The sequence below is a fragment of the Streptomyces sp. LHD-70 genome, from assembly GCF_031157275.1.
In the GTDB taxonomy this organism is placed as follows: Bacteria; Actinomycetota; Actinomycetes; order Streptomycetales; family Streptomycetaceae; genus Streptomyces.
In genome coordinates, this window is sequence record NZ_JAVIFW010000002.1 from 480,851 (window position 1) to 505,863 (window position 25,013).

Annotated in this window: 23 protein-coding genes; 10 read left to right on the plus strand and 13 right to left on the minus strand. The window is 72.2% G+C overall.

The genetic code is table 11. The features are described 5' to 3' along the window. Positions 1-9: 9 nt before the first annotated feature. Entirely contained in the window at positions 10-828 is an 819-nt protein-coding gene (locus tag RCO28_RS07165; protein ID WP_308940306.1) for a ferritin-like fold-containing protein, read from the minus strand. A gap of 317 nt (positions 829-1,145) precedes the next feature. Between RCO28_RS07165 and RCO28_RS07170 the strand changes: the two genes are divergently transcribed. Then, positions 1,146-3,278, plus strand: coding sequence for a DEAD/DEAH box helicase (locus tag RCO28_RS07170; protein ID WP_374991107.1), 2,133 nt, complete (start codon positions 1,146-1,148; stop codon positions 3,276-3,278). 112 nt (positions 3,279-3,390) lie between these two features. After that, positions 3,391-4,236, plus strand: a complete 846-nt coding sequence (locus RCO28_RS07175; protein ID WP_308940108.1) for an alpha/beta hydrolase — start codon at positions 3,391-3,393, stop codon at positions 4,234-4,236. A gap of 32 nt (positions 4,237-4,268) precedes the next feature. Here RCO28_RS07175 and RCO28_RS07180 read toward each other — a convergent pair whose 3' ends face one another. Then, entirely contained in the window at positions 4,269-5,174 is a 906-nt protein-coding gene (locus RCO28_RS07180) for an NYN domain-containing protein (protein ID WP_308940109.1), read from the minus strand. A 347-nt stretch (positions 5,175-5,521) separates the two neighbouring features. Here RCO28_RS07180 and RCO28_RS07185 point away from each other — a divergent pair, with 347 nt between their 5' ends. Continuing rightward, the gene (locus RCO28_RS07185; RefSeq protein ID WP_308940110.1) at positions 5,522-5,674 is read left to right on the plus strand and encodes a hypothetical protein; all 153 of its coding nucleotides are present in this window, start codon (positions 5,522-5,524) and stop codon (positions 5,672-5,674) included. Positions 5,675-5,773: 99 nt separating this feature from the next. Here RCO28_RS07185 and RCO28_RS07190 read toward each other — a convergent pair whose 3' ends face one another. The 3 genes from RCO28_RS07190 to RCO28_RS07200 form a co-directional block, all read right to left on the minus strand. Next, positions 5,774-6,379: a MarC family protein gene (locus tag RCO28_RS07190; protein ID WP_308940111.1), complete on the minus strand. Its 606-nt coding sequence runs from the start codon at positions 6,377-6,379 to the stop codon at positions 5,774-5,776. 121 nt (positions 6,380-6,500) lie between these two features. Next, positions 6,501-7,382 (minus strand): PHP domain-containing protein, encoded by an 882-nt coding sequence (locus RCO28_RS07195; RefSeq protein ID WP_308940112.1) that lies wholly within the window; start codon positions 7,380-7,382, stop codon positions 6,501-6,503. 153 nt (positions 7,383-7,535) lie between these two features. Continuing rightward, on the minus strand, positions 7,536-8,177 hold the full coding sequence (locus RCO28_RS07200; RefSeq protein WP_308940113.1) for a DUF6758 family protein: 642 nt from the start codon (positions 8,175-8,177) through the stop codon (positions 7,536-7,538). 167 nt (positions 8,178-8,344) lie between these two features. On the opposite strand from RCO28_RS07200, the gene RCO28_RS07205 reads away from it, so the two are divergent. Further along, entirely contained in the window at positions 8,345-9,598 is a 1,254-nt protein-coding gene (locus RCO28_RS07205) for an MFS transporter (RefSeq protein WP_308940114.1), read from the plus strand. 28 nt (positions 9,599-9,626) lie between these two features. On the opposite strand, the gene RCO28_RS07210 is transcribed toward RCO28_RS07205, so the two are convergent. Further along, positions 9,627-10,211, minus strand: coding sequence for a suppressor of fused domain protein (locus tag RCO28_RS07210; RefSeq protein ID WP_308940115.1), 585 nt, complete (start codon positions 10,209-10,211; stop codon positions 9,627-9,629). Positions 10,212-10,691: 480 nt separating this feature from the next. On the opposite strand from RCO28_RS07210, the gene RCO28_RS07215 reads away from it, so the two are divergent. Both RCO28_RS07215 and RCO28_RS07220 read left to right on the plus strand, forming a co-directional pair. Next, on the plus strand, positions 10,692-11,807 hold the full coding sequence (locus RCO28_RS07215) for a magnesium and cobalt transport protein CorA (RefSeq protein ID WP_308940116.1): 1,116 nt from the start codon (positions 10,692-10,694) through the stop codon (positions 11,805-11,807). Positions 11,808-11,820: 13 nt separating this feature from the next. Continuing rightward, on the plus strand, positions 11,821-12,432 hold the full coding sequence (locus RCO28_RS07220) for a hypothetical protein (protein ID WP_308940117.1): 612 nt from the start codon (positions 11,821-11,823) through the stop codon (positions 12,430-12,432). 121 nt (positions 12,433-12,553) lie between these two features. Here RCO28_RS07220 and RCO28_RS07225 read toward each other — a convergent pair whose 3' ends face one another. Next, positions 12,554-13,504 (minus strand): MerR family transcriptional regulator, encoded by a 951-nt coding sequence (locus RCO28_RS07225; protein WP_308940118.1) that lies wholly within the window; start codon positions 13,502-13,504, stop codon positions 12,554-12,556. A gap of 144 nt (positions 13,505-13,648) precedes the next feature. Here RCO28_RS07225 and RCO28_RS07230 point away from each other — a divergent pair, with 144 nt between their 5' ends. Next, positions 13,649-15,316, plus strand: a complete 1,668-nt coding sequence (locus RCO28_RS07230) for an alpha/beta hydrolase (RefSeq protein WP_308940308.1) — start codon at positions 13,649-13,651, stop codon at positions 15,314-15,316. Here RCO28_RS07230 and RCO28_RS07235 read toward each other — a convergent pair. Then, positions 15,289-16,074 carry a hypothetical protein gene (locus RCO28_RS07235; RefSeq protein ID WP_374991108.1) on the minus strand — a complete coding sequence of 262 codons (786 nt, stop codon included), beginning with the start codon at positions 16,072-16,074 and terminating at the stop codon, positions 15,289-15,291. The two genes, RCO28_RS07230 and RCO28_RS07235, sit on opposite strands and share 28 nt — an antisense overlap. Positions 16,075-16,271: 197 nt before the next feature. Here RCO28_RS07235 and RCO28_RS07240 point away from each other — a divergent pair, with 197 nt between their 5' ends. The 3 genes from RCO28_RS07240 to RCO28_RS07250 are packed head-to-tail and all read left to right on the plus strand — an operon-like array spanning position 16,272 to position 19,309. Then, positions 16,272-17,543: a magnesium transporter MgtE N-terminal domain-containing protein gene (locus tag RCO28_RS07240; RefSeq protein WP_308940119.1), complete on the plus strand. Its 1,272-nt coding sequence runs from the start codon at positions 16,272-16,274 to the stop codon at positions 17,541-17,543. Then, positions 17,536-18,120 (plus strand): DUF1003 domain-containing protein, encoded by a 585-nt coding sequence (locus RCO28_RS07245; protein ID WP_308940120.1) that lies wholly within the window; start codon positions 17,536-17,538, stop codon positions 18,118-18,120. Before RCO28_RS07240 ends, RCO28_RS07245 begins: the two co-directional genes overlap by 8 nt. Before the next feature lie 40 nt (positions 18,121-18,160). Further along, the gene (locus RCO28_RS07250) at positions 18,161-19,309 is read left to right on the plus strand and encodes an Mrp/NBP35 family ATP-binding protein (RefSeq protein WP_308940121.1); all 1,149 of its coding nucleotides are present in this window, start codon (positions 18,161-18,163) and stop codon (positions 19,307-19,309) included. A gap of 74 nt (positions 19,310-19,383) precedes the next feature. On the opposite strand, the gene RCO28_RS07255 is transcribed toward RCO28_RS07250, so the two are convergent. From RCO28_RS07255 to sigE, 5 genes are all read right to left on the minus strand, one after another. Beyond that, complete coding sequence (locus RCO28_RS07255; protein WP_308940122.1) at positions 19,384-20,001, minus strand: hypothetical protein; 618 nt, start codon at positions 19,999-20,001, stop codon at positions 19,384-19,386. Between the two features lie 268 nt (positions 20,002-20,269). Next, entirely contained in the window at positions 20,270-20,719 is a 450-nt protein-coding gene (locus RCO28_RS07260; protein WP_308940123.1) for a sec-independent translocase, read from the minus strand. Between the two features lie 152 nt (positions 20,720-20,871). Further along, positions 20,872-22,893 (minus strand): trypsin-like peptidase domain-containing protein, encoded by a 2,022-nt coding sequence (locus RCO28_RS07265; protein ID WP_308940124.1) that lies wholly within the window; start codon positions 22,891-22,893, stop codon positions 20,872-20,874. A 166-nt stretch (positions 22,894-23,059) separates the two neighbouring features. Further along, positions 23,060-24,181 carry a zf-HC2 domain-containing protein gene (locus RCO28_RS07270; protein ID WP_308940125.1) on the minus strand — a complete coding sequence of 374 codons (1,122 nt, stop codon included), beginning with the start codon at positions 24,179-24,181 and terminating at the stop codon, positions 23,060-23,062. Then, positions 24,178-24,957: an RNA polymerase sigma factor SigE gene (gene sigE, locus RCO28_RS07275; protein WP_308940126.1), complete on the minus strand. Its 780-nt coding sequence runs from the start codon at positions 24,955-24,957 to the stop codon at positions 24,178-24,180. Before sigE ends, RCO28_RS07270 begins: the two co-directional genes overlap by 4 nt. Positions 24,958-25,013: the final 56 nt, after the last annotated feature.

The following is a 25,013-nucleotide window of genomic DNA, read 5'->3' on the forward strand; positions in this document are numbered from 1 at the left end:
AAAAAACCCCTACGCCGCCAGGCCCAGCGCAGCCATCCGCTTGGTGTGCGCCTCCGTGATGCGGGAGAACATCCGGCCGACCTCGGCCAGGTCGAATCCGTCGGCGACGCCGCCGACCAGCATCGTCGACAGGGCGTCCCGTTCCGCGACCACGCGCTGCGACTGCGACAGGGCCTCGCCCATCAGCCGCCGCGCCCACAGCGCGAGCCGCCCGCCCACGCGCGGCTCGGCCTCGATCGCGGCGCGCACCTTCTCCACCGCGAAGCTCGCGTGCCCGGTGTCGTCGAGGACGGCGAGCACCAGCTTGCGGCTGTCGGAGTCGAGGCGGGCCGCGACCTCACGGTAGAAGTCGCTCGCGATGGAGTCGCCGACGTACGCCTTGACCAGGCCCTCCAGCCAGTCCGACGGCGCGGTCTGGCGGTGGAAGCCGTCGAGGGCGGCGACGAACGGCTCCATGGCCTCGGTCGGCTCGGCGCCGATCTCCGCGAGCCGGCCCGTCAGCTGCTCGAAGTGGTGGAACTCGGCCGACGCCATCTTCGCCAGCTCCGCCTTGTCTGCCAGGGTCGGCGCGAGCTTCGCGTCCTCGGCGAGCCGCTCGAACGCCGCGAGCTCGCCGTACGCGAGAGCACCGAGCAGGTCGACGACGGCGGCGCGGTAGGTCGGGTCCGCGGAGGCCGTGGCCCAGTCCTGGGCGGCGATTCCGGTGGGTGCGGCGGTGGCTGCGTCGGTGGCTCCGGTGGTCGCAGCGTCGGTCGCTGCGTCGGTCGCTGCGTCGGTCGCTTCGGTGGCAGCGTCCTTGGCGTTGTCAGGCGTCTCCATGCAGCGCACAATAGCCCGCCGACCCACGCCCGGAAGTCCCTGGTCAGTCCTTGTGACGACGGCTACGAAAATATTTCCCTGCCCCGCGGAGGCCGCTGTTGCGGGGGCCTGTGGGCGCCGTGCGGGGCAATTCGGCCGACACGCCTGCGCCGATCCGGGGTACAGTGGTAATGCGCCCGCCGAGTATGCATGTCAAATCGGCGGGACATCCGTATGAGGATGCCCGGTCGGTGGCCCGATCGGCTCCGACCCGACAGCCCTCCGGGCCTGACGCTCAGTGCGTTGGCAGGAGGGGCCCTCAGCGGCGTGACGCTCGAGCGACGGCAGTGGTCCCGTATGCCACCCGGCCTCGCGATTCAGCGGCCGGATGCAAACCCCGGCTCGGTCACGACCCCCAGCGTTCGCCTCACGCCGCGTCTCACAGAAGAGGCAGCACCCTGACTACGTTCCGAGAGCTCGGGATTCTTCCCGAGACCGCCGAAGCCCTCGAGGCCGTCGGCATCACGTCCCCCTTCCCCATCCAGGAGCAGACGCTTCCCGTAGCGCTCTCCGGCTCCGACGTCATCGGCCAGGCCAAGACCGGCACCGGCAAGACGCTCGGCTTCGGTCTTCCGCTCCTCGAGCGCGTGACCGTCCCCGCCGACGTCGAGTCGGGCCGCGCCGAGCCCGAGAAGCTCACCGACGCTCCGCAGGCCCTGGTCGTCGTCCCCACCCGCGAGCTGTGCCAGCAGGTCACCAACGACCTGCAGACCGCCGGCAAGGTGCGCAACGTCCGCGTCCTCGCCATATACGGCGGCCGCGCCTACGAGCCGCAGGTCGAGGCCCTCACGAAGGGCGTCGACATCGTCGTCGGCACCCCCGGCCGACTGCTCGACCTCGCGGGCAAGAAGCTGCTGAACCTCAAGCACGTGCGCGCCCTCGTCCTCGACGAGGCCGACGAGATGCTCGACCTGGGCTTCCTGCCCGACGTCGAGAAGATCATCAACATGCTTCCGGCGAAGCGCCAGACCATGCTCTTCTCCGCGACGATGCCGGGCGCCGTCATCGGCCTGGCCCGTCGCTACATGTCGCAGCCCACGCACATCCGCGCCACCTCGCCGGACGACGAGGGCCAGACCGTCGCGAACACGAAGCAGTTCGTGTACCGCGCGCACAACATGGACAAGCCCGAGATGGTCTCGCGCATCCTCCAGGCCGACGGCCGCGGGCTCGCGATGATCTTCTGCCGTACGAAGCGCACGGCGGCCGACATCGCCGAGCAGCTGGAGCGCCGGGGCTTCGCCTCGGGCGCGGTCCACGGCGACCTCGGCCAGGGCGCCCGTGAGCAGGCGCTGCGCGCGTTCCGCAACGGCAAGGTGGACGTGCTCGTCTGCACCGACGTCGCCGCCCGCGGCATCGACGTCGGTGGCGTCACGCACGTCATCAACTACCAGTCGCCCGAGGACGAGAAGACGTACCTGCACCGCATCGGCCGCACCGGCCGCGCGGGCGCCTCGGGTACGGCGATCACGCTGGTCGACTGGGACGACATCCCGCGCTGGCAGCTGATCAACAAGGCGCTCGACCTGGGCTTCAACGACCCGGTCGAGACGTACTCCAGCTCCCCGCACCTGTACGAGGAGCTGAGCATCCCGGCGGGCACCAAGGGTGTTCTGCCGCGTGCCGAGCGCACGCGCGCGGGCCTCGGTGCCGAGGAGATCGAGGACCTGGGCGAGACCGGCGGCCGTGGTGGCCGCGGTGGTCGTGGCGGCCGCCGCGAGGCGGAGGAGGAGCGCCCCAAGCGCACCCGTACGCCGCGCCAGCGCCGCCGCACCCGTGGCGGTACGCCGCTGGACGCCGAGGCCACCGAGGCTCCCGCGACGGACGCCACGGACACCCCGGCGGAGGACAAGCCGCGCACCCCGCGCCGCCGTCGCCGCACCCGCGCGGGCGCGACCGCGGAGGCCGAGGCCGCTGCGGTGACCGAGGTGTCCGCGGTGTCGGTGGTGGACACCGCCGAGGGCACGGAGACCGCCGAGGCCAAGCCGCGCCGCCGCACCCGCAAGACCGCCGAGGCCGCGGTGGACACGGCCGAAGGCACGGAGGCCACCGAGGCCAAGCCGCGCCGCCGCACCCGTAAGGCCGCCGAGGCCGCGGTCGACACGGCCGATGGCACGGAGACCGCCGAGGCCAAGCCCCGCCGCCGTACGCGCAAGACCGCCGAGGCCGCGGTGGACACGGCCGAAGGCACGGAGGCCACCGAGGCCAAGCCGCGCCGCCGCACCCGTAAGACCGCCGAGGCCGCGGTGGACACCGCCGAGGGCACGGAGACCGCCGAGGCCAAGCCCCGCCGCCGCACCCGTAAGGCCGCGGAGGCGCCGGTCGCCACGGAGACGGTGGAGACGGCCGACGCCGAGGCCAAGCCGCGGCGCCGCCGTACGCGGGCCGCGAAGCCCGCGGTGGAGTCCACCGAGGACTGACCTCCCCGCACACCGACCGGCCCGGTTCCCCTCGTGGGAGCCGGGCCGTCGTGCGTCCGCGGGGGCCGCCCCGGCCGAAGCCCCCGACCGCCCGTGCCGCTAGCCTCGTCGCATGAGCAGGCCTCCTACGTTCACGCCGCCGCCCGGGACCAGGGCGTACCGACTGGGCACCGTGCGCGGCGAGTTCGCCGTGCACGATCTCGCGCCGGAGGGCGTGCCGCGGGGCACCGTCGTGTTGCTGCCCGGGTTCACCGGCAGCAAGGAGGACTTCGTCGCGCTGCTCGCGCCGATCGCCGCTGCGGGGTATCGCGCGGTGGCCGTCGACGGCCGTGGGCAGTACGAGTCGGAAGGGCCCTCCGACGACCAATCCCCTTACCAGCAGGGCGAGTTGGCGCGGGACGTACTGGCGCAGGTGGAGGCGCTCGGCGGGCGGGTGCATCTGCTCGGGCACTCGCTCGGCGGGCAGATCTCGCGCGCTGCCGTACTCCTGGACCCCGCGCCCTTCGCGTCCCTGACGCTGATGTCCTCGGGCCCCGCGCAGATCTCCGCCTCGCAGCAGGAGCGCGTGAAGCTGCTGCAGGACGGGCTCGCCGTGCTCGACATGGCGCAGGTCTGGGAGGCGATGCAGTCGCTCGAACCGCCGGAGGAGGCCGAGACCGGCGACGGCGACGGCGCCCTGCGGGACCGCTGGCTGCGCCACAGCCCGGCCCAACTCACGGCCACAGGGCAGCAGTTGAGGGTCGAGCCGGACCGCGTGGACGAGCTGGCGGCGCTGCACCTGCCCGTGCACGTCGTGTCGGGCGCCAGCGACGACACCTGGCCGGTCCCGCTGCTCGACGCGATGGCCGAGCGCCTCTCCGCCCGCCGCACGATCATCGAGGGCGCCGACCACTCCCCCAACACGGACCGCCCGGAGCCGACGGCCGCCGCCCTGATCGCGTTCTGGGACGAGCAGTGACGGCCGCCTGACAACGCCCTCCGGAACGGGCCCTAGTACTGCGCGCGCAGGTGCTCCCAGAACCCGTCCCGCAGCGCGCGGCGCAGGTCGGCCTGGCCGCGCAGGGAGTACTCCAGGAGGCGCTCGGCCTCCACGAGCAGGTCCTGGTCGACCGAGCCCGGCAGGTAGGGGTGGCCGGGAAGCAGCTCCGCGAGCGGCTCGCGCCCCCGGGAGGCGAGCCACTCGGCGGCGATCCGGGCGCCGACGAAGCGCACGTCCTCGCGCGCGGGACGCGGCCTCGCCGGGTCGTACGGGAGTCCGGCGCGGCGTGTGACGTACGGCTTGAAGAAGTCCAGCTCAAGCGTGCGCCGGCTGTCGACCTCCCAGAGGAGCGGGTCGGCCTGGTTGCCGCCCTCGGGCGCCTCGATGCCCCAGAGGTGGACGCGGGCGCCGTACCCCTGGGCGGCCTCGACCGCGGAGACCAGGTCCTCGTCGCCGCCGATCAGGACCGCGTCGCTGATGGCGCGGTGCCGGGCGAGGGACTCCAGGTCCGAGCGGATCAGGGAGTCGACGCCCTTCTGCTGGTTGTTGGCGTTGAGGTTGCCGAGGCGGACCTTGACATCCGGGAGCTCGGCGATGGACTGCTGCTCGGCGGTGTGGATACGGCGGCGGGCGCCGTCGTACCAGTAGACGCGCAGCAGCCGGCTGTCGGCGAAGACCGTACGGGCCTTGTCGATCAGGGTGTCGATCAGCCCCTCGGCGTCGAGGTCGAAGGCGCGGCGGTCCTCGGTCCCGGTGGCGAGTCGGCCCGCGGCGGCGTAGAGATAGCCCGCGTCGACGAAGATCGCGTGCGTCGACGGGGTCTTGGCCACTTCGGCGAGCATGCGCTGGAGGAGCTCATTGGTGCGGTCGATCCGGGCGCCGAGATCCACGGCGTCGTACGCCGGACCCTCACGCACCGGCCCTTCACGCAGCAGAGCATCGCTCGCCGGACCTTCGCCCACCGGACCCTTGTTCAAACGTGACCCATTCATAGGGGATCCATTGTCCAGCCGGTCACGCAGCGAGTACAAACGGTTGCGCGACCTGCGATTACTTAGCTCGTCGAAAATTTTCTTTAGCGTAGGGAATGTTTGCAGGGAGCAAGTCGTTGGACCCTGTGGAAGCGCGGTGAGGACACCGTGTGACCTGCTCATAACGGCCGGGCAACCGCCCGGCCGTAAAGCGGGACAAGACTGGAGAACAGTGATCGTCTCGCACAAGTAGTTCTCCTGCAGGAGGATGACCAGACGAAGGGAGAAGCCCTATGCGCTTCGAAATCATGCGCCTTGACGACGTCGACGGCACCGCCGTGGACAGCACCGTCGTGGACGCCGCCTCCGTCAACCGGATCGTGCAGCAGGCCGCCTCGATCGGCCAGCGCATCTATATCCGCCCGACCGAATCCGCGGCTTCGTAACGCCGCAGCACCTGCGGCTCCGTAGCGCCGCACAGCTTCGAAGGCCCCCGCGCGAGCTTCGCGCGGGGGCCTTCGCGTGCCCGGAACACACACGACACCTCAGGCGCCCTGGATGACCTGCCTGACGCCGTTGATGATCTGCTGCACGGCGATCGCGGAGAGCATCATGCCCGCGAGCCGCGTCACGAGGACCACGCCGCCGTCCTTGATCACGCGGATGATCACCAGCGAGTACCGCATGACCAGCCACAGCACCACATGCATGGCGAAGATCGCGCTCCACACCGACAGCTGCCCGCCGAACCCGTCCGCGTCCTGTACGGCCAGGATCACCGCGACGATCGCGCCGGGTCCGGCGAGCAGTGGCATCCCGAGCGGCACGAGGGCGACGTTGACGTCCTTGGTCTGCTTCGGCTCGTCGGTCTTGCCGGTGAGCAGGTCGAGCGCGACAAGGAGGAGCAGCAGCCCGCCCGCGATCATCAGGGCGGGCACGGACACATGCAGATAGTTGAGGATCTGGTGACCGACCACGCCGAACAGGGCGATCACACCGAAGGCCACGCACACGGCCTGGAAGGCCATCCGCCGCTGCATCTTGGCGGGGCGGCCCGCGGTGAGCCCGAGGAAGATCGGGGTGATCCCGGGCGGGTCCATGATCACAAATAGGGTGAGAAAAAGGGATCCAAAGACGGCGACGTCGAACACAGTGAGCCTTGCACTTGCGGAGAAAAGGGAACCGGTGAGAGCGGGGCGGAGGTCGACCGCCGCCCACGCCGGGAGAGGTCCGGGACCACTGGGCCCCGAACCGACAACAGAGATACGGACGTTAGGAGCGCGCTCCCCCGGCGCCCGGCACGGGGAAAGCGCCGGTGGCACGGCGGGTGATCTCGCCGTAGATCTCGGGGTCCGTGGTGAACTCGCCGAGCACGCAGGTCTTGCGGCTGCCGTGGTAGTCGCTGGAACCGGTGACGAGCAGGCCGAGGTCCGCGGCGAGGCCGTGCAGCCGGGTGCGGGTGGCCTGGTCGAGGGCCGCGTGTTCAGGGTGGGCGACCTCGATGCCGTCGAGACCCGCGGCGGCCAGCTCGGCGATGGCGGACTCGGGCACACACGCGCCGCGCTTGACGGCCAGCGGATGCGCGAAGACGGTGACGCCGCCCGCGGCCTTGACAAGGCGGATCGCCTCGAAGGTGTCCAGCTCGTGCTTCTCCACGTACGCCCGGCCGTCGTTCGCGATCCACTCGGGCGTGAACGCGTCCGAGACCGAACGCACGACGCCGAGATCGACGAGTGCCTCCGCGATGTGCGGGCGGCCGACCGAGCCGTCCCCGGCGATCCGCGCGACCTGCTCCCAGGTGACCGGGACGCCCAGCTCCTGGAGCTTGCCGACCATGCCGCGGGCGCGCGGCACGCGGTCGTCCCGGACCAGCTCCCGCTCGCGCAGCAGCTCCGGATCCTCGGCGTCGAAGAGGTACGCGAGCATGTGCAGCGGGGTGCCGTCGAGGCGGCAGGAGAGCTCGGCGCCGGTGACCAGCGTCAGCCCCGTCGACAGCTCGGACAGCGCGGCGGCCGCCTCGGCGTGGCCGCGGGTGGTGTCGTGGTCGGTCAGCGCGACCACGTCGAGCCCGGCGGCGGCCGCGTTACGGACCAGCTCGGCCGGGCTGTCCGTGCCGTCGGACGCGGTGGAGTGGGTGTGCAGGTCGATGCGCACGACGCGTACTCCAGGCTCGGACGGGACGGAAGGGGACGCTCAAGGATAACGGGGCACACGGACACCCCCGGACCACAGCGCCCCCCGGACCACGGCACCCCAGGACCGCAGCGCCCCAGGCCCACGGCACCCCAGGACCGCAGCGCCCCCCGCTCAGCTGTCGAGCAGGCGCGGCGACAGCGCCCCGCACGGCAGCAGCTCCATCCCGGCGCCCGCCTCCCGCAGATCGGTCAGGACCAGCTCGTCGTACATCAGGAGGCCGGACTGCTCGGGCCAGACCACGGCCCACAGCCACAGGCCCCGAGCCTCTCCGGCGAAGACCGCGCGGTCCTCCGGGGTGCCGGAGACATGCCACAGCGGGGTGGGCCGGCCGGCCGCGAGGACCTTGGCCTGCGGGGGCTTCTCGACGCTCAGGTACGGGCCGGGGTCGGGGCCGTCGATGCCCGCGTACCGCGCGCCGAGTCCGACGCCCAGCTCCTCGGCGACGAGCACCAGCTCGCCCACCCCGCCCAGCGGCCCGGGCCCTGAGCACGCGACGGCGGTGGCGCGGCCGCCGCTGCGGTCGTCCCCCGCGCAGGCGACCCCGGTGAAGAGCCAGCCGAGGGGCAGCGGCCACGGCATCCAGACGGGCACCTGTGTGCGGTGCACCACGACGCCGAGCGCCTCGACGCTCGGCGGAACCACGGGCTGCAGCGGATGTACGGCGCCGTGCGCGTCGCATTGCCACGTGTCGGCGAAGAGACCGGGAGCCCTGACCCGGCCACCGCACTTCGGGCAACTGGGTTCGCCCCTCATAGCGTTCAACGGTCCTCCGGAGCCGTCGCCGCGTCAAGGAGCGATCACCCGTCGGAGTGCGGACTGACCCGGAAATATAGATGTAGCTTGCATTAATTAGCTTGCCTAACTTACTATATGTAGACACCACCCATCTGACACACAGCGAATGCAGCGAGGGAGAGGGCATGCGAAGCAGCAACAGCGGCCCGACAGGAGACGATCCGTTGAACGAGGGCCCGGTCAGCATCCTGCGCCAGCCCGGCGCGGTCTGGGCCACGGCCGGCGCCTCCGTCGTCGCCTTCATGGGCATCGGCCTGGTCGACCCGATCCTGCCGTCGATCGCCAAGGGGCTGGAGGCCACACCGAGCCAGGTCTCGCTCCTGTTCACCTCGTACTTCCTGATCACCGCCGTCGCGATGCTGGTGACGGGCTTCGTGTCCAGCCGGATCGGCGGCAAGAAGACCCTGCTCGCCGGGCTCGCGCTCGTCGTGGTCTTCGCCGCGCTGTCCGGTACGTCGGGCTCGGTCGGGGAACTCGTCGGGTTCCGGGCGGGCTGGGGGCTCGGCAACGCGCTCTTCGTGTCGACCTCGCTCGCCGTGATCGTCGGCGCGGCGGCCGGAGGCAGCTCGGCGGCGATCCTGCTCTACGAGTCGGCGCTCGGCCTCGGCATGGCCTGCGGCCCGCTGCTCGGCGCGGTGCTCGGCGACGCCAGCTGGCGCTACCCGTTCTTCGGCACCGCCGCCCTGATGGCCATCGGCTTCCTCGCCATCACCGCGTTCCTGAAGGAACAGCCCAGGCCCGCACGGAAGACCTCACTGCTCGACCCGGTGAAGGCCCTCGGCCACGGCGGCCTCGCCTCGGCCGCGGCCTCCGCGTTCTTCTACAACTACGCGTTCTTCACGATCCTGGCGTTCACGCCGTTCGTCCTGAACATGTCGCCGTACCGCTCGGGTGCCGTCTTCTTCGCCTGGGGCGTGCTGCTCGCGGTGTTCTCGGTGCTCGTCGCACCGCGGCTGCAGAGGCGGTTCGGCTCGCTGAAGGTGCTCGGCGGCTCGCTGCTGCTGCTCGCCGTCGACCTGGTGGTGCTCGGATACGGGAACCACACGGCGGCCGTCGTCGGCACGATCGTCTCGGGCGCGTTCATCGGCCTCAACAACACCGTCTACACGGAGCTCGCCCTCGGCGTCTCGGACGCTCCGCGCCCGGTGGCCAGCGCCGGGTACAACTTCGTGCGCTGGTTCGCCGCGGCGGCCGCGCCGTTCCTCGCGCCGAAGATCGAGGAGTGGACCAACGTCCACATCCCGTTCGTGGTCGCGGCCGTGGCGGCCGTCGTGGGCGCCGGGATCGTCGGCGTACGGCGCGCCTCCCTGCGGCACGAGGCCGAGGAACTCGAACCCAGGCACCGTACGGAGGACGGAGTGGCGGTCTTCGCCAACTGACCTCGACTCCCGTATTCCGTACGGGAGTTCAGTCCAGGGAAACGGACCTGCGCAGTGGATCGCGCAGGTCCGTTCCGCCTGCCAGCCACTTTTCCTGCAGGGCCGCCGCGCCGTGCACACGCTTCCACGCCGCCTCGTTCGGCGTCATCGGCAGCAGCGGCAGGAACTGGACCGGCTCCATCGGCTCGTCCAGGTCCAGGTCCTCCACCAGGCCGCCCGGCTCGGCGACCAGGACCGAGGTGAACTGGGCGCCGGGCCACAGCGGTTCACCCACGTCGAGCGAGGCGCCCGGGGCCACGATCAGGCCCTCGACCTGGGGCGATGCGGCGAGTACGGCGAGGGGCCGCAGCGCCTTGTCGGTGTCGGCGACGCCCGTACGCACGGAGAGGACCAGCTCGGCGCGCGGCCCGCGCACCTGATCGGCCAGGGGAGCAGTGGGGTCGGCCATCGGGGCGGCCGACATACCGAGCGTCGCGTACCGCACGATGTCGCCGTCCACGAACCGCAGCACCTCGATGCGGTCCGTGCCGAGGAACGTCACGGCCGCGCGGGCGTCCGGATCACCGAGGGCGCTGCGCAGCCGGGCTTCGACGAGAGCGAGAACATCAGCCATGCCGCGAGCATAGAACTCGTAGAGAACCGGCAAAGCCGCGGCTTGACACTTCAGTCGGCTGATAGTCTTGGCCGCTGGCCAGGGCAGCACGTGGATCGACCGCTCAAGCGGCGTTCCCAGGCCCGGCGTTGGGACATCCCCCACGGGGGACCGGCCGGAGGAGGTGGGGCTGACATGGATCGAAGTCGACCGTGCAGTAGCACCCGCTCTTCCGCCAAGTAGCAGCGTCCAGCGACCGAGGCTTTCCGTACCCGTTCATACGCCGGGTAAACCGCGAAGTTCACGGCAACCTCATCTCGCGCTCGGCGGACGCTTCCCGGAAGGGCATTCCGTCCCCGCTTGATCTGAGTCAGAGCGAAGGCCGCCACCGCGTCGGACCGGTGCCGCCCGCTTTGCGGACGTGACCTTTGAGCCCTACGTCCCCATTCCGGGCAGTTCCACCCCGCGTGCGTCGGCAGCCGCGCCGCGAAGGAGCCTGCCATGTCGATGATCCGTGACCTGCGTGCCGCCGTCCGCCCCCAGCTCCGCAAGGACGCCGTGCCCGGCAGCCCGTACGAGAGCACCCGGGACTCGACGGCCGCCAGTGCCGTCGTGGACTGCGCCGTCTACCGCGACGGGCGGCGCGTGCCGAGCGAGAAGCCGCTCACGCCGCACGAGGCGATGCTCGACGTCCGCCGTGACGGCGGCTTCGCCTGGATCGGACTGCACGAGCCCACCGAGGACGAATTCTCCGGTATCGCCCGGGAGTTCGGGCTGCACCCGCTGGCCGTCGAGGACGCCGTGCACGCCCACCAGCGCCCCAAGCTGGAGCGGTACGACGACACCCTGTTCACCGTCTTCAAGACCATCCACTACGTCGAGCACGCCGAGCTCACCGCGACCAGCGAGGTCGTCGAGACCGGCGAGGTGATGTGCTTCACCGGGCGGGACTTCTTCATCACCGTGCGGCACGGCGGCCAGGGCTCGCTCCGGGCGCTCCGGCACCGGCTCCAGGACGACCCGGAGCTGCTCGCCAAGGGCCCCTCGGCCGTCCTGCACGCCATCGCCGACCACGTCGTGGACGGGTACATCGCGGTCGCGGACGCCGTGCAGGACGACATCGACGAGGTCGAGATCGACGTCTTCTCGCAGCCCGGCAAGGGCAGCCCGCGCGGCACCGACGCCGGCCGGATCTACCAACTCAAGCGTGAGGTACTGGAGTTCAAGCGCGCCGTCTCCCCGCTGCTGCGCCCCATGCAGCTGCTGAGCGAGCGGCCCATGCGCCTGGTCGACCCCGACATCCAGAAGTACTTCCGGGACGTCGCCGACCACCTCGCGCGCGTGCAGGAGCAGGTCATCGGCTTCGACGAGCTGCTCAACTCGATCCTGCAGGCCAACCTCGCGCAGGCGACCGTCGCGCAGAACGAGGACATGCGCAAGATCACCTCGTGGGCGGCCATCGTCGCCGTACCCACGATGATCTGCGGGGTGTACGGCATGAACTTCGAGCACATGCCGGAGCTGAAGTGGGAGTACGGCTACCCGATGGTGATGGGCAGCATCGGCGTCGTCTGTTTCGCCATCCACCGCACCCTCAAGCGCAACGGCTGGCTGTAGTTAAGCTGCAGGCATGTCTGCCGATTCGTCCGCCGATTCGACTGCCGGTTCACCTGCTGGTTCGCCCGGTTCGCCTGCCGGTTCACCCGGTTCACCTGCTGGTTCGCCCGGTTCGCCTGCCGGTTCGCTGCTCGACCACGCCCTCGTCGAGGAAGCCACGAAGAAGTCGGGCCTGATCTGGGTGCGCGGCTCCGGGCCCGCGCGCGCCCTGTGGCACGTGTGGCACGAGGGCGCCGCGCACCTCGTCGGCGACGGCCCCGGCGAGCAGCCGCTGCCGGACCTCGCGGACGGCGCTGCCGCGGAGGTCACCGTCCGCAGCAAGGACAAGGGCGGCCGCCTCGTCGTCTGGACGGCGCGGGTCGTCGAGCTGGCGCCGCGCTCGGCCGAGTGGGAGGCGGCGGTCGCCGAGCTCAAGGGCAAGCGTCTGAACGCCCCGGACAGCGAGCAGCTGGTGGAGCGGTGGGCGCGCGAGTGCCGGGTTCTGCGGCTTGAGCCTGCGGGGGTGGAGACGGTGCAGCCGGACGGCTCGCTGGCGGCGGCGCCGCTGCCTACGTCTGCGACGACGCGGGGCCCCTTGCCGGGGGCGTTGCCTCGGATACTGTTCCGGCGGCGGAGGAAGGGTTAGGCCCCCTGCGGCCTGTTTGATCCCCTCCCCGCCCCTTCCCGAAAGCCTGCGGCGCTGTCATTCGGCTGACCCGCCGTGGTGGCCGGTCGCGCAGTTCCCCGCGCCCCTGTCGGGGCACGATTCAGCGGAAAAGAGCGCCCACCTCCAGCGCCAGCGCTCTGCTCAGCCAGTCGTGCGCCGTGCCCGGGTTCGGTTCGTCCGGGCCGGTGAGGTCCGTCACCAGTTGCCAGTAGCGGTCGATCCGAGGGTCCGCGGCCAGGACCGCGCTGAGCGCGCGGCGGAACGCCGGAGTGTCCCGTACGCCCTGGGCCGCCGCGTACGCGGCCACGAAGCCGTCCAACTCCTCGCCCGTGTGCGGCGGTCGGCCCGACCGGAGCGCTGGAGCCGCGAGCTCGAAAGCCTCCGCGAGGGCCGTGTAGAGCACCGCCGGGCGGTAGCCGTCGGACACGCGGTGGGCGGCCGGCTGGCAGTCGTCCCGGACCGCGTCGCCGGGGCACGGGCCCGAGACGAAGGCGTGCAGCCGGGCGAAGGCGAGGACCTGGTGCGGCGCCGGATCGTCGGGCAGCTGCGGCACCGCCTGCTCGACCACCGCCGACCGCACCCCGGCCGGGAGCCGCGGCGGCAGCCAGCGGCGCCAGAACCGGGCCAGCGCGTCCGTGCTCGGCGGGACCGTGACCGCGCCGACCAGCCGTAGCCGCTCCGCGCGCTCGCCGGGCGGGCAGTCGTGCAGCAGCCGCAGCGCCGCCTCCCGCCAGCGCAGCGCGGCCAGTTGGGAGCCGATGCCGCGCAACCGGTCCGCGACGACGTCCTCCAGGGCGCCCTCCCCCTCCAGGATCCGCCCCACATCGGGCACCGGCAGGTCGAGGGTGCGCAGCGCGCGGATCGTACGGAGCCGGTCGAGCGCGTCCGAGCCGTACCGCCGATGGCCGCCGGAGCTGCGCGCGGCCTCGGGCAGCAGTCCGCGGTCGGAGTAGAAGCGCACGGTCTTGACGGTGACGCCCGCCTGCTCGGCGAGCTCCCCGATGCTCCACAGACCGTCGGGCGAGAAGGCCCGAGACACGGCTTGCGACACGGCTTGAACCTCCCTCAGGGGGAGTTCCTACGGTACCGGCGAGCGCGGACGGCCGAGGAGGCCCGCCCGCTCGTACGGCTTCGGTCGGAGGAGGAGATGGAGATGGGGACGGAGATGGGGATGGGGATGGGGATGGGGATGGGGATGACGGCGTACGTTCTGGTTCCGGGTGCGCACACCGGCGGGTGGGTGTGGCGGGAGGTCGCCGAGCGGCTGCGCGCGGCCGGGGCCGAGGCGCACCCGGTGACGCTCACGGGGATGCGGGACGAAGCTCAAGCCGCCCACGCGGAGGGGGAGTTCGGGGATGTCGGCCTCGGCACGCACATCGACGACGTCGTCCGCCACATCGACCGGCTGCCCGCCACCGCGGAGGTCGTCCTCGTCGGCCACTGCTACGGCATCCACCCGGTCCTGGAGGCCGCCGCCCGCCGTACGGAACGGGTCGCGCGGATCGTGTACGTCGACACCGCGCCGGCACAGGACGGCGACCCGGCGCTCGCGCTGATCCCGGACCCGGACGTACGCAAGGCGCTGACCGGGGTGGGCGGTCCCGGCTCGCTCGTCCCGCCGCCGGAGCGGGAGCGCTGGCCGCACTGGGGGCATCTGGACGACGTGCCCCGCGCGGCCCTCGACCGGCTCGTGGCCCGTGCCGCGCCGCAGCCCTCCGGCACGCTGACCCGGCCCGTGCGGATCCCGCCGGAGGTGGCCGCGCTGCCCTCGACCGGGGTGCTGTGCACGGCGAACGGCTCGACCCTCGCCGTACTGGAGCAGGTCGTCGGCCTCGGCGAGCCGCGGCTGCTCGCGCTGACCGAGCCGCAGGTGCGCTTCCTCGAACTGGCCGCCGGGCACTGGCCGATGCTGTCCGCGCCCGACGAGCTTGCCGCGCTGCTGCTGCGCGCCGCGGCCGGTGAGGGCGAGCGGCTCACGGCGCCGAGCGGCCAGCCCTCGCACCTGCGGCCGTTCCTGCTCGACCTGCCGGAGCGGCCACGCGAGCGGGTGGGCCGCGTGGACCTCTACCCGCCGGACGAGACGGCCGGGGAGGCTGGGGCGGACACGGCGGACGGGGCGGACAAGGCGGACGCGGCGGACCCGGGGCCGCCCCTCCCCGCCGTCCTGCTCGTGCACGGCGGCCCGGTGCCCGAAGGCGTACCGCCGACGCCCCGCGACTGGCCTGCCTATGTGGGGTACTCCCACTACCTGGCCGGGCAGGGTGTGCTCGCCGCGACCGTCGACCATCGGCTGCACGACGTGGCCGACTACCCGCGCGCCGCCGAGGACGTGGCGGCCGCGGTCGAGCTCGTACAGGCCGATCCGCGCGTGGACGGCGACCGGGTCGCGCTGTGGTTCTTCTCCGGCGGCGGGCTGCTCGCGGCGGACTGGCTGGCGGCGCCGCCCGCCTGGCTGCGGTGCGTGGCGGCGACGTATCCGATCCTGGCGCCGCTGCCGAGCTGGGGGCTCGGCGACTCCCGGTTCCAGCCGGCGCGGGCGATGCGTACGGCGGGTGACCTGCCGTTCGTACTGACCAGGGTCGGTCTCGAGCTGCCCGAGATCTCGGCCACCCAGGACACGTTCCTGACCGCCGCCGAGGCGGGCGCGGCCCGCGTCGAGGTGATCGAGGTGCCGACGGCCCACCACGGCTTCGAGACGATCGACCACACGGACGAGGCGCGGGAGGCGGTGCGACGGGCGGCGGAGCAGATGCTGGGGCCTCCGGGGCTGAGCCCGCTCAGGAGCCCCGGAGGATCCCCGGAGAATTCCCCTGAGGGCTCCCCTCGGAGGTCCGCTCAGGACGTGGGGAGCTGTTTCCCGTAGTCCACCGTGTGGCTCGCGTCCGGCTTGCGGAACGCGAAGTCCTTGCCCCAGTCGGTCAGCAGGAGCGTGCCGGCCCCGCCGGCGCGCTCCAGGCGCAGCGGGTACGCGGTGCCCTCCAGTGACACGTGCAGGGTGCCGCCCGCGCCCTTGTCCCCGCTGACCTCGACGGTGCGCTTGCCGTCGGCGGTGCCGCGCTCGCCCGCCGACAGCGTGCCGTGCAGCGTGAGCAGGCCGTCGAGCAGCAGGCCCTTGTCGGTGAAGCCGCTGAGCTGCTTGTACGCGGGGTCGCCCTCGGGGACCTTCACGTACTTGCCGTCGAGCTTGTCCGCCGCCAGCTCGTCCGCCGAGTCCGGCTTGCCCTGCCCGCGCCCGCCCTGGGAGCTGTCGCCCTCCGAGGCCCAGAAGTCGGCGTCGGCCTTCAGATAGAGCTGGCCGTCGACCCGCAGCAGCTCGAACGTGCGGTTCTTGAACCGGACTTCACCGCTGCCGCCGTTCTCGGTCAGCTTCATGTCGAGCTTGTACGTGGCGCCCTTGCTGACCACCGAACCGGCGAGCCGTACCGAGTTCGCGCTCTTGGCCGCGTTCTGCGCCTTGCGCTGGATCTTCGCGGCGGAGAGCTTGCCGACGCCGTTGGTCCCGGCGTCCGGGTCCTCCTCGGCGCCACACCCGACGAGCCCCGTCATTCCCGCGACCAGGCCGACGCAGAGGGCGCCGGCGAGTGCGGTGCGGCGGGCTCGGCCCAGAGCGCTGGTGGTCACGTGCGGGGCTGCCTCTCGTGTGGGGTTCGGAGCGACAGTACGGCAGAGTACCCGGGCCCCGAGCCCCACCCGGCAGAGAGCCTTCTGCACCGCCCACCAGGGCGTATCCGACCGGGACGGGCTAGCCTGAAGCCCGCAAACGGTCAGATACACGTATGAAGTGCGACATACAGGCACACGGCCGAAAGGAGGCGGGCATGCCGGCTGCTTCCCGGATCTTCGTCTCCCATCTGTCCGGCATCGCCGTCTTCGACCCCAACGGCGACCAGGTGGGCCGCGTCCGCGACCTCGTCGCCATGCTCCGCGTCGGCCGCCGCCCGCCCCGACTGCTCGGCCTGGTCGTCGAACTCTCCACCCGGCGCCGCATCTTCCTGCCCATGACCCGGGTCACCGGCATCGAGTCCGGCCAGGTCATCACCACCGGCGTGCTCAACGTACGGCGCTTCGAGCAGCGGCCCACCGAGCGGCTCGTCCTCGGCGAACTCCTCGACCGCCGCGTCACCCTGGTCGACACCGGCGAGGAGGTCAGCGTCCTCGACGTCTCCGTGCAGCAGCTCCCGGCCCGCCGCGACTGGGAGATCGACCGGGTCTTCGTACGCAAGGGCAAGGCCGGTGCGCTGCGGCGCAAGGGGGAGGCGGTGACCGTCGAGTGGTCGGCGGTCACCGGGTTCTCCCTGGAGGAGCACGGCCAGGGGGCCGAGAGCCTGCTCGCCTCGTTCGAGCAGCTGCGCCCCGCCGACCTCGCCAACGTCCTGCACCACCTCACCCCCAAGCGCCGGGCCGAGGTCGCGGCGGCGCTCGACGACGACCGGCTGGCCGACGTACTCGAAGAGCTGCCCGAGGACGACCAGATCGAGATCCTCGGCAAACTCAAGGAGGAGCGCGCCGCCGATGTCCTGGAGGCGATGGACCCGGACGACGCCGCCGACCTCCTGTCCGAGCTGCCCGAGGAGGACCAGGAGCGCCTCCTCGACCTGATGGAGCCGGACGACGCGGCGGACATGCGGCGCCTGATGCAGTACGAGGAGCGCACGGCCGGCGGCATGATGACGACGGAGCCGATCGTGCTCCAGCCCGACGCCACGGTCGCCGACGCCCTCGCGCGCGTCCGCCAGCAGGACCTCTCCCCCGCCCTCGCCGCCCAGGTCTACGTCTGCCGCCCGCCCGACCAGACGCCCACCGGCAAGTACCTGGGCCTGGTGCACTTCCAACGCCTCCTTCGCGACCCGCCGTTCACCCTGGTCGGCACGGTGATCGACCAGGACCTGCAGAGCCTGCGCCCGGACACGCCGCTGCCCGAGGTCACGAGCTTCTTCGCCACATACGACATGGTCGCGGCGCCCGTCGTGGACGAGAGCGGCTCGCTGCTCGGCGCCGTCACCGTCGACGACGTACTGGACCATCTGCTGCCCGACGACTGGCGTGAGACCGAGTTCCATCTGGCCGGGGAGGTGAACCACAGTGAGTGAGCGCGACCGTGACCGCGAGCGCGAGCAGGCCAGAGCCGAGCCGGGCCGCCCCCGGATCCGCCTGGACCTGCCGCGCCCGCCCCGCCGCAAGCTGCTGCCCGAGTACGACCCGGAGGCCTTCGGCCGGCTCTCCGAGAAGATCGCCCGCTTCCTCGGCACCGGCCGGTTCATCGTCTGGATGACGGTCCTGATCATCCTGTGGGTGCTGTGGAACGTGGCCGGGCCCGCCCAGTGGCGCTTCGACGAGTACCCGTTCATCTTCCTGACCCTGATGCTCTCGCTGCAGGCCTCGTACGCGGCTCCGCTGATCCTGCTCGCGCAGAACCGGCAGGACGACCGGGACCGGGTCAACCTGGAGCAGGACCGCAAGCAGAACGAGCGCTCCATGTCGGACACCGAGTACCTGACCCGGGAGATCGCCGCCCTGCGGATGGGCCTCGGCGAGGTCGCGACCCGGGACTGGATCCGCTCGGAGCTCCAGGACCTGGTGAAGGACATGGACGAACGGTTCGACGTGTTCCCGCCGGAGCAGACCGGCCACCCGGCCCTCGCGCGTGACGAAGGCGACCGCCGATAGGCCTTCCCCGGCCCGTACCCCGTCGCCGTACCATTCCCGTATGGCTACCGACACGTATCCGACCGACGAGGCGATCCGCGAGGCGCTCGCCACGGTCAACGACCCCGAGATCAACCGGCCGATCACCGAGCTCGGCATGGTCAAATCGGTCGACATCGGGGCCGACGGCGCGGTGGCCGTCACCGTCTACCTCACGGTCTCCGGCTGCCCGATGCGCGACACGATCACGAACCGGGTGACCGAGGCGGTCTCCGGCGTCCAGGGCGTCACCTCCGTGGACGTCACGCTCGACGTGATGAGCGACGAGCAGCGCCGCGAGCTGGCCGAGGCCCTGCGCGGCGGCACCGCCGAGCGCGAGGTCCCCTTCGCCAAGCCCGGCTCCCTGACCAGGGTGTACGCGGTGGCCTCCGGCAAGGGCGGCGTCGGCAAGTCCTCGGTGACGGTGAACCTGGCGGCGGCGATGGCCGCGGACGGCCTGAAGGTCGGCGTCGTGGACGCGGACATCTACGGCCACAGCGTGCCCCGCATGCTCGGCGCCGACGGCAAGCCCACCCAGGTCGAGAACATGATCATGCCGCCGTCGGCGAACGGCGTGAAGGTCATCTCCATCGGGATGTTCACGCCGGGCAACACCCCGGTCGTCTGGCGCGGCCCGATGCTCCACCGCGCCCTGCAGCAGTTCCTCGCGGACGTCTACTGGGGCGACCTTGACGTCCTCCTGCTCGACCTGCCGCCCGGCACCGGTGACATCGCGATCTCGGTGGCCCAGCTGGTGCCGAACGCCGAGATCCTCGTCGTGACCACCCCGCAGCAGGCCGCGGCCGAGGTCGCCGAGCGCGCCGGCTCCATCGCCGTACAGACCCACCAGAAGATCGTCGGCGTCGTCGAGAACATGTCGGGCATGCCCTGCCCGCACTGCGACGAGATGGTCGACGTCTTCGGCACCGGCGGCGGCGAGAGGGTCGCCGAGGGCCTCACGAAGACCACCGGCACGCAGGTGCCCGTCCTCGGCGCCATCCCGATCGACGTCCGCCTGCGCGAGGGCGGCGACGAGGGCAAGCCGGTCGTCCTGACCGACCCGGACTCCCCCGCGGGTTCCGCGCTGCGGTCCATCGCGGGCAAGCTGGGCGGCCGCCAGCGCGGCCTGTCGGGCATGACGCTCGGCCTCACGCCGAAGAACAAGTTCTGACCCGGACGTTCTGACCCGTACGCGGGAGGGGGCGCCGTCATCCGCTGACGGCGCCCCCTCCCGCGTATCGGCGACTACTGCCCGTCGTACGCCGCGATGTCCTTGACCACCGAGAAGCCCAGGCCGTACGCGCTCATGCCGCGGCCGTACGCGCCGAGGTGGGCGCCACTCTGCGTGGAGCCGGCCAGGACCCAGCCGAACTCGGACTCGCGGTAGTGGAACGGCGTGGGCACGCCGTCGACCGGGAGGGTCAGCGTCGTCCAGGGCTCGCTCTTGAGGTCGTCCGCGAGCACCCAGGCGGTCTCGGTCTGCTGGTCCAGCCAGTCGTCGCGCAGCGTGTGGTCCATCTGCTGCGGCCAGGTCCGGGTGAGCAGGCCGACGCCCGCGAGCCAGGCGGCCGAGGAGACCGACGTGGCCTCCAGGACGCCGGTGCCGTCGCCGCTGCGGCGGACGGGGTTGGACGCCACGGTCACCACGACCGCGAAGCGGTCCTTGGCGCCCGAATCGTCGGCGCGCGGCGCGGGCTCGTCACCGTGGCCGATGGAGCCGTGCTCGACCGTCCCGTCCGCGCCCGCCCCGACCTGCATCAGCCAGCGCGGACCTGTGAATGCCTCGTCCAGGCCGTACCAGGGGAACGCCGCCGACAAGTAGCCGTCGACCGCGCGTGCCCCGGTGTGACTCGTCGTCTCCATGTACCCGGCCGCCTCCTCGTTCTCTGCCGGTCCGGAGCGGCCCGCCCCCCTCGGGCGTCCTGAGTCCGGACAACAACAGAGCAGAATAGCCACCCCGGTTCGCCGAGTCGGATTCCAGCGGGGTGCGCGGGTCGCACGGGACCCTTGCGCGGAGTGTTCCGTACTTCGGTACGAGGTTCCCGAACGGGATTCGCACGGGGGTCGCGCAGGGTCGTACGGGCGCTCGTACGGGCTCGTACCGGGGTTCGTGCGAGGTTTCCGTACGGCCTCAGGTGGCGTCGGAGTCGAACGGCGGGCGCTCGTCCTTGGCCGGTGGCTGCGGCTTCTTCTGCAGGTCGGCGCCGCCGCCCTTGGTGAGGCTCGGGCCGGACGCGGCGCCGCTCGCCGCCTCGCTCTCGTGCCCGTTCACCGCGTCCGTGACGTCGGCCATCTCCTTGCGGAGGTCGAAGCCGTTACGGATCTCCTTGAGCCCCAGCTCGTCACCGTCCAGCTGCTTGCGGATGAACGTCTTGGGGTTGAGGTCCTCGAACTCGAAGTCCTTGAACTCCGGGCCGAGCTCGTCGCGGATGTCCTTCTTGGCACTGTCGGAGAAGGCGCGGATCTTCCGGATGAAGCCGGAGACGTCCTGAATGACCTTGGGCAGCTTGTCCGGGCCGAAGATGAGCACGGCAAGGACCACGAGCGTCACCAGCTCAAGTGCGCCTATGTCATTGAACACCTTGCAGCTCCTTGCGATGTCCGCGGCCCGGGACAGGAGGGACGGAATCCGGGGTACGGGCCAGTTCCACGGTACCCGGCGATCCTGTACTGCCGGTACTGTCCCGGGGCGGTTCGGTGGCGTCCGGACGAGCGGCGGGTGACGGGGCCGCCTCAGCCGCCCGCCGCGCCCAGCTCCAGGGAGAGCGTGCGCTCGGCGCCGCCGCGTTCCAGGGTCAGTTCCAGGCGGTCGCCGGGACGGTGGGCGCGGATCTTCACGATCAACTCCTCGCCGGAGTGCACCCGTTGGCCGTCCACCTCGGTGATCACGTCGCCCGGCTCGATGCCCGCCTTGTCGCCAGGACCACCCGGGCTGACCGCCGGACCGCCGTCGCCGCCCTGCTTGGCGACCCGGGCGCCGTCGCCCGTGTACCGGGTGTCCAGGGTCACCTCGATCACCGGGTGCGTGGCCTTGCCGGTGTTGATCAGCTCCTCGGCGACCCGCTTGGCCTGGTTGATGGGGATGGCGAAGCCGAGCCCGATCGAGCCGGACTGCCCGCCCTCGAGCTCCGAGCCGTTGCCCGCCGAGCGGATCGCGCTGTTGATCCCGATGACGCGGGCCTTGTGGTCGACGAGCGGGCCGCCGGAGTTGCCCGGGTTGATCGGGGCGTCGGTCTGCAGCGCGTCCACGTACGACACGTCGCTGCCGTCGCCCTCCTCGCCGCCCGCGGTGATCGGCCGCTCCTTGGCGCTGATGATCCCGGAGGTCACCGTGTTGGACAGGTCGAAGGGGGCGCCGATCGCCACCACCGGGTCGCCGACCTGGACGTTGTCGGAGTTCCCGAGCGGCAGGGGCTTGAGCCCGCTCACCCCGGACACCTCGACCACCGCGAGGTCGTAACCGGAGTCCCGGCCGACCACCCGCCCCTTGGCCACCTCACCGCCACTGAACGTCACGGACACCTCGCCGCCGTCGCCCGCGGGCTCCACGACGTGGTTGTTGGTGAGGATGTGCCCCTTGTCGTCGAGCACGAAGCCGGTCCCGGTGCCCTGCGCGCTGTCGCCGCTGACGTGCAGCGTGACCACGCTGGGCAGCGCGCTCGCGGCGATCCCGGCGACGCTCTCCGGCGCCCGCTCCTGGGACCCGGCGTCCGCCTGCGGGAGTTCGACGGTACTGATGCCGCCGTGCCGCTCCAGATAGGCGCCGACCCCGCCGCCGACACCGCCCGCGACGAGCGCGAGCACCAGCGCGGCCACGAACAGCCGCCCCCGCCGCGGCCCCTTCGCGGGCGCGGGCCCGTCGGCCATCAGCAACGGCCGCTGAGCCTGCGGCGCCCGCCACGGGTCGTACTGCTGCCAGTGCCCCGCGGCCTGCGGCTGGGGTTGGGGCTGCGGCTGCGTGCCGTGCGGCGGGGTGGCCTGCGAGGGCGGGCCTGCTGGGGAGTGCTGGGCGCTCTGGTGGGGTGCGGCGGCCGGGTGCGGGGTGCCGTTCGCGGGGGTCGCGGAGGCGGGTGCGGCTGGGGGTGCGGTTGGGGGTGCCGCCGGGCCGGGTGCGGCTGGGGTCTGGGTGGGCGGCACGGCGTACGAGGGTACGGAGGTGCCCTGGGCGGGCGTGCCGTGTGTCGGCGTTCCCTGGGCGGGGGTGCCTTGCGTGGGCGTGCCCTGGGCTGGCGTGCCGTGCGTGGGCTGAACTGCCGTTCCCCGGGCGGGAGTGCCCTGCGCGGGCTGAACTGCCGTTCCCTGGGCGGGAGTCGGCACCGGGCGCTGTACGGGCGGGGCGGGGGCCCAGGGGCCGGGTTCGCCGTACGGCGGCGTGCCGTACGGGTCGGGGTCGTGCAGCGGCTTGGGGCGTGCGGCCGCGGGTTCGGCGGCCTGCTCGGCGGCAGCCGGGTCCTGGGCGCCCTCCCGGCGGGCGCTCGGCCCCTTGGCTATCGTGACGCCACTCCTGGCCTTGGGCAGGGCAGCAGCGGAGGCCTCGGGCTCGGTGGGCGGCTCCGGGGACTGCTCCACGGTCGGCTCGGCGGCGGCCGTACTGCCTTCCGCAGCAGGGGAGTCGGCGGCGGCAACGTCCTCCCCCTGCGCGCCCCGGTCCTCGGATATCTCGCCGCCCGAGGCGCGCTCACGGTCGTCGGACGCGCGTGCGGCCGGGCGGCTCCACCACTTCGCCTTCGGTCCGGTGGGCTTGCCCTCGTCCATGCTCTCCCCACACCTGGTCCGCGGCAGGGCCCGCGGGCGGCCACGCGGCGGTCCGCCGCTCCATCAGAGTCCTCGGTGTCCACGCGCACGCTCAGGTCGCACGAACACCGAGGATTCAACCAGGTTTGCGAACGGCAGGTGCAGGGAGCCGGTTCAGAGAGCCGGTTCAGCGGCCGGAGGAGAGGGCCGCCCCGGAGCCGGGCGCAGCCGAGGGCAGCGCCGTCGACGCCGTGGACTGTGTGGGCTCCGCCGAGTCCGCCGACGAACCGGACCGCTCCCCCTGCTTCTTCGCCTTCGGCTGTGCCGGGTACTGCGGGAACCCGGAAGCCGGACGGCGTATCAGCGGGGAGAGCGCCGAGGAGCCGGTGAGCATCGGTGATGCCAACCAGTCCTGCAGGGCGCGTGGCCGGTGCGGTGCGAGCGGCACTCCCGGCACTTGCGGCGCCGCCACTCCGGTGGCGGCCATCGGTGCCGAGAGCGCCCCGGGTCTGCTGCCCGGTAGCGCCCCTGCGGGATGGCTGCCGCGCCGCCGCTGGGTGTCCCGGGCGCTGTTGCCGTTCGCCCCTTGCGTACGCATCGGGCTGGCCTTGGAGCCGCGGGGGTCCGCCGATGGGTCGGCAGGGACGGGCGCACCCGCGGAGACCCCGCCGAGCGCGATCGCCGCGAGCGAGACGGCGCCCGCCGCCGCGAAGGCGAACCGGCGCCCGCGCGAGGCGGCCGCCCGCTCCTGCAGGGAACGCCCCACGTCATGGATCCGGAAGCCACGCTCCGGGGAGGCATCGGGCAACGCCCTCTCCGACAGCGGCCCATCGGAGAGAGGCCCGTCGGGCAGCGGGCCGTCGGCGAGAGGCCCCTCGGCAAGCGGTCCTTCGGACAGCGGCCCGCCCGGCAGGGCGTCGCCGGGCAGCATCCCGCCGTGGGCACCCGAAGGGTCGTACCCGAAGAGGTTTCCGCCTCTGCCGAAGACGCCGTCCGCGCGCATGCCGAAGAGCGGGTCGGTGACGGGGCCGCTGAAGTCGCCGCGGTCGTCGTCACCGCCCGCCGGTAGTCCCTGCAGGCGGGCCAGGAAGGAGTCGGAGGGGGGTGGGGGTGCCGTGGACGCGAAGTACGACTTCAGGCTGCGCTGGGCGTCGGCCTCCGCCTTGCACTTGGCGCAGGTCGCGAGGTGCGCGAGGACGCGCTCGCGGCTGTCGTGGCCCAACTCGCCGTCCACCAGGGCCGCAAGCCGGTCTCCCAGATGCTGCTCGGCCAGGTGTCGCTCGGCCGGGTTTCGCCGTGATCCGCTCACGCCGTCGCGCCCCCTCCTCCCAGCACGGGCACACCGGTGACCGCGAGCGAACGGCGCTCCGCGCGGGCCTCGGGCGACCGGTGCTGCAGGGCCTTGCGGAGCTGGGACCGGCCGCGGTGGATCCGGCTGCGAACCGTGCCGAGCTTCACGCCGAGGGTCGCGGCGATCTCCTCGTACGAGAGTCCCTCGATGTCGCACAGGACGACGGCGGCGCGGAACTCGGGTGCGAGGGTGTCGAGCGCCTGCTGGACGTCGGCGTCGAAGTGCGTGTCGTTGAAGACCTGCTGGGGCGAGGGCTCCTTGCTGGGCAGCCGCTCCGCCGCGTCGTCTCCGAGGGCGTCGAAGCGGATGCGCTGGCGGCGGCGGACCATGTCGAGGAAGAGGTTGGTCGTGATGCGGTGCAGCCAGCCCTCGAAGGTGCCCGGGGTGTACGTCGACAGCGAGCGGAAGACGCGGACGAAGACCTCCTGTGTGAGGTCCTCGGCGTCGTGCTGATTGCCGGTCAGGCGATACGCCAGGCGGTACACGCGGCCGCTGTGGGTGCTGACGATCTCCTCCCAGGTGGGCGGAGTCCACGCCTGCGATTCCGCTTCGGCGGCGAAGGTCGCGGTCTGCACGGAGTGGGCGGCGCGGGAACGGTCAGCGGTGTTGGTCACGGATTTCGGCCCGACCTCCGACCTGAGGAGACGCCGCAGTCGCGACATCCTTCCCCGGCCCTCGGCCGCAGCCGCACCTCCCCTGTCGGCTCTGGTGGTGTCCAGTGGAGCCCCTACCATAGCCACCTCGCCCGTTAGCTCCGGATAAGCGTTTTTACGTGAATTTGGAAGTCGGG

Coding starts and splice junctions, on each gene's coding strand:
- RCO28_RS07220 (WP_308940117.1), top strand. CDS start 11,821: ATGTCTGCCGATTCGTCCGCCGATTCGACTGCCGGTTCACCTGCTGGT.
- RCO28_RS07250 (WP_308940121.1), top strand. CDS start 18,161: ATGGCTACCGACACGTATCCGACCGACGAGGCGATCCGCGAGGCGCTC.
- RCO28_RS07200 (WP_308940113.1), bottom strand. CDS start 8,177: ATGAGGGGCGAACCCAGTTGCCCGAAGTGCGGTGGCCGGGTCAGGGCT.
- RCO28_RS07240 (WP_308940119.1), top strand. CDS start 16,272: ATGCCGGCTGCTTCCCGGATCTTCGTCTCCCATCTGTCCGGCATCGCC.
- RCO28_RS07230 (WP_308940308.1), top strand. CDS start 13,649: ATGACGGCGTACGTTCTGGTTCCGGGTGCGCACACCGGCGGGTGGGTG.
- sigE (WP_308940126.1), bottom strand. CDS start 24,957: ATGGTAGGGGCTCCACTGGACACCACCAGAGCCGACAGGGGAGGTGCG.
- RCO28_RS07185 (WP_308940110.1), top strand. CDS start 5,522: ATGCGCTTCGAAATCATGCGCCTTGACGACGTCGACGGCACCGCCGTG.
- RCO28_RS07175 (WP_308940108.1), top strand. CDS start 3,391: ATGAGCAGGCCTCCTACGTTCACGCCGCCGCCCGGGACCAGGGCGTAC.
- RCO28_RS07210 (WP_308940115.1), bottom strand. CDS start 10,211: ATGGCTGATGTTCTCGCTCTCGTCGAAGCCCGGCTGCGCAGCGCCCTC.
- RCO28_RS07215 (WP_308940116.1), top strand. CDS start 10,692: ATGTCGATGATCCGTGACCTGCGTGCCGCCGTCCGCCCCCAGCTCCGC.
- RCO28_RS07205 (WP_308940114.1), top strand. CDS start 8,345: ATGCGAAGCAGCAACAGCGGCCCGACAGGAGACGATCCGTTGAACGAG.
- RCO28_RS07255 (WP_308940122.1), bottom strand. CDS start 20,001: ATGGAGACGACGAGTCACACCGGGGCACGCGCGGTCGACGGCTACTTG.
- RCO28_RS07265 (WP_308940124.1), bottom strand. CDS start 22,893: ATGGACGAGGGCAAGCCCACCGGACCGAAGGCGAAGTGGTGGAGCCGC.